The sequence below is a fragment of the Alkalispirochaeta alkalica DSM 8900 genome (genome assembly GCF_000373545.1).
GTDB lineage: Bacteria > Spirochaetota > Spirochaetia > DSM-27196 > Alkalispirochaetaceae > Alkalispirochaeta > Alkalispirochaeta alkalica.
This window is the reverse complement of sequence record NZ_KB891754.1, coordinates 1-1,277: the sequence shown is the minus strand read 5'-3', so window position 1 is coordinate 1,277 and position 1,277 is coordinate 1. Positions and strand designations below refer to the sequence as shown.

2 protein-coding genes are annotated in these 1,277 nt (G+C 61.4%); both read left to right on the top strand.

What is annotated here, in order from left to right; translation table 11 throughout:
- Window positions 1–389 (top strand): polysaccharide deacetylase family protein (locus B071_RS0112965; RefSeq protein WP_018527498.1); only part of this gene is annotated, 389 nt, incomplete at its 5' end.
- A gap of 36 nt (window positions 390–425) precedes the next feature.
- Window positions 426–1,277 (top strand): glycosyltransferase family A protein (locus B071_RS17680; protein WP_018527497.1); only part of this gene is annotated, 852 nt, incomplete at its 3' end.

Here is a 1,277-nt window from a genome sequence, read left to right as displayed (position 1 = left end):
CCTTCTTCCGGGACGCCCGGCCCTTCATGACCACCGATGACGCTCGTGACCTCCAGGGCAGGGGATTTTATCTCGGGGCGCACAGTTGCGATCACCCCCGATACTGTGAAATCCCCCTGGATGAGCAGATCCGCCAGACCCGCCTCAGCATGGAGTGGGTACAGGAGACCTTTGGACTCTCCTACCGGTATTTTGCCTTTCCCTTTCATAACAGGGGAGTGGGCACGCCCTTCTATCAGGCCACGGCAGGGGATGTCGACCTTTATTTTACCACCCACGGCTGGTGGCTACCGGAGCGGAACCGCTCGGTCTACCATCGGGTCGGGCTGGACAGCGCCACCAGCGCAGTAAGAGAAATCCGTTCCCGCTGGCGGCCGCCTCGGGCATGATACCCCGGTTCGGATATCAGAAGAGGAGCCCATCAGGTGAATAGCAGCGTACCCTTTTTTTCAGTAATTACACCGGTTCATAACAAGGCCCCCCACGTGGCGCGGGCCATCCGCTCCGTCCTGGCCCAGACCTGGGACAATTTTGAGCTGCTTCTGGTGGACGATGCCTCCAGCGACGACAGCCTCCAGGAAATGCAGGCCTTTTCTGACGAGCGTCTGCGCATTTTTCAGCGCGATACCCCTGGCCCCGGGGGGTACGCAGCACGAAATCTGGCCATATCCCGTGCCAGGGCACAGTGGATAGCCTTTCTGGATGCCGATGATGAGTGGATGCCGGATCATCTGGAGACGATGCACGCCATGATCACGGCTCATCCCGATGTGCCGGTCTTTACCAGCGCCCGCATGTGGGAAAAGGGCGGGGTCCGCAGGCTGGATTCCTTTTCTGCCACCATGACGGCACGCACGCGGATGATCTCCTTTTTGGAGTATCTTCGTTTTTCCAGTCGCGACCGGAACCCCATCGATACAAACTCCATTGTGGTGCGCAGGAATCTGTTGCCCCGAACGGACTGGTTCCCCCAGGGACGCACGCCGCGTTCGGGAGACCTCTACCTCTGGGTGGTTCTTCTGGCCCGGGCAGGGAGGGCTCTGTGGTCGGCCCGTGTCGGGTCGGTGTCGTATCGGGATATTATCGGTGTCTCCCGGAGTTGTGCCCCCAGCCTGACTCTGAGCCACGAGATGGTCCGGGAACTGGCGCCGGATCTTTCGCGGCGGGAGCTGGCAATGCTCAGGCGCTACGCCAACCGTCTGGTCAGCCGGGCCTGGTTCGAGGGAAGGGCCCACGGGCAGAAACCGGCGCGGCCTCTGCCCCGTGAGCTCTACTGG